The following is a 4,879-nucleotide window of genomic DNA, read 5'->3' on the forward strand; positions in this document are numbered from 1 at the left end:
AAGGCGGCCACGTCGTCGAGGTTGGCGCGCGAGACGTACAGCGTCGTGCCGTCCGGCGAGATGGTCATGTCGTCGACGTAACGCGTGCCTCCGACGGCCGGGTCGACGGTCGCCTCGTCGGCGTTCGCCAACTGGTAGTTGATCCACTGGATCGGGTTCATCGTGTTCAGCCGCTGCTGCAGGTCGGGCACGATGTTGAAGGAGCCGAGGCTCTGGAAGGTGCGCCCGTCGATGAAGCTGACGGTGCCGGACACGGCGTTGCCGATCATCAGCACGTCGTGCAGGCCCGAGGAGTCGGAAGCGGTGGCCGAGTGCGCGGGCAGCGCGCCGCCGAGGCTCAGCAGCGAGCCGGCCGCGAGGGCGCACCACACCGGGCGGCGCGCGCGTCGGATAGCGGAGGTGGGCATCATCGTCCCCTGATTGTTACCGGTGGGTAAGAGTCTTTGCCCGCAGTTTGTTCCTCCGCCCCGGCGCCGCCAAGTCACCGAACGCCAACGTTCGCGGGGCTCGTTGTCCGCGGCGGACAGCGCATCCGCGCCCGCGACCCGCGATGACTCGGTTCCGCGCGCCGAATCGGTGCCCTCGGCTGACGCAGTGGGTAGACCCACGGCATACGCAGGGTGAGAGGACACCGCCCAGACCGGTCCAGGTCCCGGCGGGCTTGACAGGCAAAAGCTAATGGCACTAGCTTTCAGGCTATCGAGCACAGCTTACGGAGGCCGCAATGACCGCGCAGAGCTTGACCACCCGATTCCTGGAGATCGCGGGCGGCCGGATCGCTTACGACGACTCCGCCGACCTGAACCCGGCCGACCAGGGCATTGACCCGGCCGCCGAGGACCGGCCCGCAGCGCGGCGCCCGCTGGTCATCTGCACCCCCGGCCTCGGCGACCACCGCGCCTCCTACCGCCACCTGCGGCCGCTGCTGATCGACGCGGGCTACCGCGTGGTGACCATGGACCTGCGCGGCCAGGGCGAGTCCAGCGCCGGATGGAGCGACTACTCCACGACCGCGATCGCGGCCGACATCGTGGCGCTGGCGCGGCACCTGGACGCGGGACCGGTCGTGCTGATCAGCAACTCCTACACCGGCGGCCCCTCCTTCCTGGCCGCGGCCGAGGCGCCCGAGCTGTTCGCGGCGCTCGTGCTGACCTCGCCCTTCGCCCGGCTCCAGCCGCCGCTGTCCGCACCCACGCGCGCCGCGATGGCCGCGATCGGCCGGATCACCGCCGGCTGGATCGGGTACTGGAGCACGCTGTTCAAGACCCGCAAGCCGGCCGACTTCGCCGAGGCCCGCAAGGCGCTGGCGGCGAACCTGCGCGAGCCGGGCCGGATGGCGGCGCTGCGCGGGATGCTGGCCTCGGACCAGGCGCCGGGCGAGGGCGCGGCGCCGCAGGTCGCCTGCCCGGTGCTGGTGGTGATGGGCAGCCTCGACCCCGACTTCAAGGACCCGGCGGCCGAGGGCGCGCTCGTCGCCAATCTGGTGCGCAGCGGCCGGGTGCACATGGTCGAGGGCTCGGGCCACTACCCGCAGACCGAGTTCCCGCGCGAGACCGCGGACGCGGTCATCCCCTTCATGAAGGACGCGCTGGCCGCGGCGGCGTAGCGCGCCTGCGGGCGTGGATGTGCAGCCACTGGCGGTGCGTTTCGCGCCGCCAGTGTTCGTATACGTCAAAGCCCGACGCTTCCAGCAGAGCGCTTAGAGCGTCGAACCGGTGCAGCACGTAGTAGCGGCGCAGTTCGTCCTGCCCAGGGACGTTGTAGGGCACGGTTTCCCAGCGCTCGCCGTCCCCTTCGGCGACCGCGAGCACGAGCTCCCCTCCGAGACGAATCGTCCGGGCGAACTCCGCCAGGGCGGTCGGCACCGAGGACCGCGGGATGTGCAGCAGCGCGGCCGAGCTCCAGAGCCCGTCGAGCGCGCCGGTCGCGATCGGCAGCGCCAGCATGTCGGCGCGCACGAGGCCGGGGGTGCCGAGTGCCGTCAGCATCTCGGCCGAAAGATCGAATCCGGTGGCCCGCAGGCCGCGCTCCCGCAGCAGCCGCGTGTGGTGGCCGGGGCCGCAGCCGACGTCAGCGACCCGGGCGCCCTCGCCCAGCAGCCGCGCGAGCCGGTCGACTTCCTCGACCATCCAGGCCGGCGCCTCGCCCCATTTGCGCGCGTAGTGAGCAGCGATCGAGCCGTACGCCGCCTGGGTCCCCGTCACCTCGGTCACCGCGCCAGTCTAGGCGCGCGCTTCGTGCGAGGCCGCATCACCAGTCGCCGTCGGTCTCCATCCCGACGAGGACGAGGCTCTCGCCGCTCACCGCGTAATGGCGCATCAGGTCCAGGTCGGGCGCGTACACGTGCACCGAGTACGCGATCTGCGTCCCCTCGTTGACGACTTCGTGGATGTGCCGCCCGCCGAACGCGCGTCCGTTCCCGGCTTGCAGCGGCCGCACCGAGCCGACCCCGCCGGGCAGCGCGAGCGCCTGGCCGTACCCGTGATCGGCCGGGGCCTCGATGGAGCGCTCGGTCAGTTCTCCGGCGATCGCGACCATCGCTCCGGCGGCGCCGCCGTGGTCGTGCCAGCCGGTTCCGGTACCCGGCGGCCAGGCGATCAGCCACGCGCGCGTGCCGGGCCCGGCGTCAAGGGGCAGCCAGGTGCGCTGGTCAGGCTCGATGGCGAGGCGGTCCGTGAGACCGGGTTCGGCTGCCAGCCGAGTCGCGCGGGCGAGCAGTTCCGGCAGCGAGAGCTCGGTGGCGAGCGCGGGCGCGAGCTCCGGCGCTGAGGCCGCCGGCTGCGGGCCCGGCGCGGGCGGGGGGATGACCGGGAGCAGGGCGGAATCAGTCGGATTCGCGGTCATGCGGCTCACCTTCCGTATTCGTGAAAAAGGCGTGACGAAATCGACGCGCGGCGTTCGGGCGCCGTGAGCGGTGGTACGTCAAATAGACGCGCCCTGATTCAGGGCACGCTGGAATTGGTGACTGCGAGCTTGCGGAGAGTATGCGCGGCGCGGGGCCACGTGGTCGGCGCGCCTGACTCGGTCGACGTCAGGCCGTGCAGGCCGACGTCAGACGGTACAGATGGCGCTGGCGTATCGGACGAGGTCCCGATAGGCGCAAACGAAGAGGATCTGAGTACCGCTATTCACGAAGCTCACGTTACCCAGGCGGATATTCCGGAGTCAATTCATCGCGGGCCGACGGCGAGCATCAAACTTGAAACAATTGGCCAGGTGTAACGGGCGCGGCGGTCCGCGCGGGGCCGCGACAAGTGGCGCGGGGCGGCGCGAGCCCCGATCCTGATGCGCATGGCCGGTTACTCCGCGACGCCGCTGGCGCGCAAGCTTGGAATCAAGTCCGGGCACGTCATCGCGCTGCTTGACGCGCCGCCCGGGTTCGCGGACCTGCTCGCGCCGCTGCCGGACGAGACGGACGTGCGCACGTCACTGGACGACGGACCATTCGACGTCGTGGTCTGCTTCACGACCCGGCGCGACGAGTTGGCACACCGGGTCGCCCAGGTGCGGCCGGTGCTCGCCATCGCGGGCGGCCTGTGGATCGCGTTTCCGAAGAAGGCCGCGAAGATACCGACCGAGGTGACCGACCACACGGTGCGCGAGATCGCGCTGCCGGTGGGTCTGGTCGACAACAAGGTGTGCGCGATCGACGAGACCTGGACCGGGCTGCGACTGGTGCTGCGCCGGGAATTGAGGAACCGTTGACCGGCGGCTGAGCGGCCCGGCGGAACGCCGCCTCCCGGCCGGTGTCGGTGCGGTCCGCTAGCGTGCTGCTGATGTCCGCACACCATGTGATCGCCGGCTCGGAACACAGCAGCGTCGTGCTGCACGTTCCACACGGCTCTCGGTACATCCCGGCGGACGCAGGCGCCGGGATGCTGCTCGACGACGCCGAGCTTGAGGCCGAGCTCGATCGGATGACGGACACGGACACCGGCGTCATCGCGGCCGGAGCGGCGCAGACCGCGGCGCTGCGACCGTGGATCTTCGAGAACCTGGCCTCGCGCCTGCTGATCGATCCGGAGCGGTTCCCCGACGAGCGCGAGGAGATGCGCGCGGTCGGCATGGGCGCGGTCTACACGAAGACCTCGCACGGCGAACCGCTGCGCCGCGAGGACCCGGAGCATGAGCGCCGCCTGCTCGACGAGTACTTCCATCCGTACGCGCAGGCGATGACAAAGCTCATCGACGACCGGCTCGACGCCACCGGCAACGCCGTGATCCTCGATGTGCACTCATACCCGAGCAAGCCGCTCCCCTACGAACTGCACGCGGACGGGATGCGCCCCGCGGTCTGCTTGGGCACCGACGCGTTCCACACACCGCAGTGGCTGCTCGACGCGGCACAAGCAGCATTCGCATCCTGCGGCGAGATCGAACTCAACACACCCTTCGCGGGCTGCTACGTGCCGCTGCGTCACTACGGCACGACACCGGCCGTGTCAGCCCTCATGGTGGAGATCCGCCGCGACACCTACCTGACCGAGCCGGCCGGCCCGCCGACCGAGGGACTACCTCGGCTCGCAGCCGCGCTGGCCAGGCTCATCGACCTTTGCGACCAGAGACTTCCCCGATCGGAGCACCGGTGACCGCCCCCCAACGATTAGCCGATCTGCCGTTCGCCGACACGCTGCAGCCATTCGAGGGCGAGCTGGGCCGGGACGGCGAGGACGACTACGACGCAGTGCACTTCGACGGCACGGTTTTCGACAACGTCGCCGTCGGAGGCGCCCGGTTCATGGACTGCGCCTTCGAATCCGTGGAGTTCGCCGGCGGCAGGCTGCGCCGCGCCCGGTTCAGCGACGTGTGGTTCCGCGACTCGCGGCTGATCTCCACCGATTTGGCGCAGACCGAGTGGACGGACTCGTCGTTCGTCGCG

At 70.5% G+C, this 4,879-nt stretch carries 5 protein-coding genes and 2 pseudogenes; 4 read left to right on the forward strand and 3 right to left on the reverse strand.

Features of this window, described 5'->3' with window-relative positions; genetic code table 11:
• Positions 1-407: pseudogene (locus VFB40_RS00995) on the reverse strand (hypothetical protein); the annotation flags it as partial.
• A 317-nt stretch (positions 408-724) separates the two neighbouring features.
• Here VFB40_RS00995 and VFB40_RS01000 point away from each other — a divergent pair.
• The gene (locus tag VFB40_RS01000) at positions 725-1,606 is read left to right on the forward strand and encodes an alpha/beta fold hydrolase (protein ID WP_324847325.1); all 882 of its coding nucleotides are present in this window, start codon (positions 725-727) and stop codon (positions 1,604-1,606) included.
• Here the strand turns inward: VFB40_RS01000 and VFB40_RS01005 are convergent.
• On the reverse strand, positions 1,575-2,213 hold the full coding sequence (locus VFB40_RS01005) for a class I SAM-dependent DNA methyltransferase (RefSeq protein WP_324847326.1): 639 nt from the start codon (positions 2,211-2,213) through the stop codon (positions 1,575-1,577). The genes VFB40_RS01000 and VFB40_RS01005 overlap by 32 nt on opposite strands.
• 37 nt (positions 2,214-2,250) lie before the next feature.
• A complete protein-coding gene (locus tag VFB40_RS01010) occupies positions 2,251-2,844 on the reverse strand; it encodes a cupin domain-containing protein (RefSeq protein ID WP_324847327.1) in 594 nt (197 codons plus the stop codon).
• Positions 2,845-3,291: 447 nt separating this feature from the next.
• Between VFB40_RS01010 and VFB40_RS01015 the strand changes: the two genes are divergently transcribed.
• From VFB40_RS01015 to VFB40_RS01025, 3 genes and pseudogenes are all read left to right on the forward strand, one after another.
• Positions 3,292-3,705: a DUF3052 family protein gene (locus tag VFB40_RS01015; RefSeq protein ID WP_324847328.1), complete on the forward strand. Its 414-nt coding sequence runs from the start codon at positions 3,292-3,294 to the stop codon at positions 3,703-3,705.
• Positions 3,706-3,776: 71 nt separating this feature from the next.
• Complete coding sequence (locus tag VFB40_RS01020; RefSeq protein ID WP_324847329.1) at positions 3,777-4,589, forward strand: N-formylglutamate amidohydrolase; 813 nt, start codon at positions 3,777-3,779, stop codon at positions 4,587-4,589.
• Positions 4,586-4,879 (forward strand): annotated as a pseudogene (locus VFB40_RS01025) (pentapeptide repeat-containing protein); the annotation flags it as partial. The gene VFB40_RS01020 and the pseudogene VFB40_RS01025, both read left to right, overlap by 4 nt.

The organism is Actinocrinis sp. (genome assembly GCF_035650855.1).
GTDB lineage: Bacteria > Actinomycetota > Actinomycetes > Streptomycetales > Catenulisporaceae > Actinocrinis.

Bases quoted from the DNA above. Each gene is read 5' to 3' on its own strand.
- VFB40_RS01015 (WP_324847328.1), top strand. From the start codon at position 3,292: ATGGCCGGTTACTCCGCGACGCCGCTGGCGCGCAAGCTTGGAATCAAG.
- VFB40_RS01020 (WP_324847329.1), top strand. From the start codon at position 3,777: ATGTCCGCACACCATGTGATCGCCGGCTCGGAACACAGCAGCGTCGTG.
- VFB40_RS01010 (WP_324847327.1), bottom strand. From the start codon at position 2,844: ATGACCGCGAATCCGACTGATTCCGCCCTGCTCCCGGTCATCCCCCCG.
- VFB40_RS01000 (WP_324847325.1), top strand. From the start codon at position 725: ATGACCGCGCAGAGCTTGACCACCCGATTCCTGGAGATCGCGGGCGGC.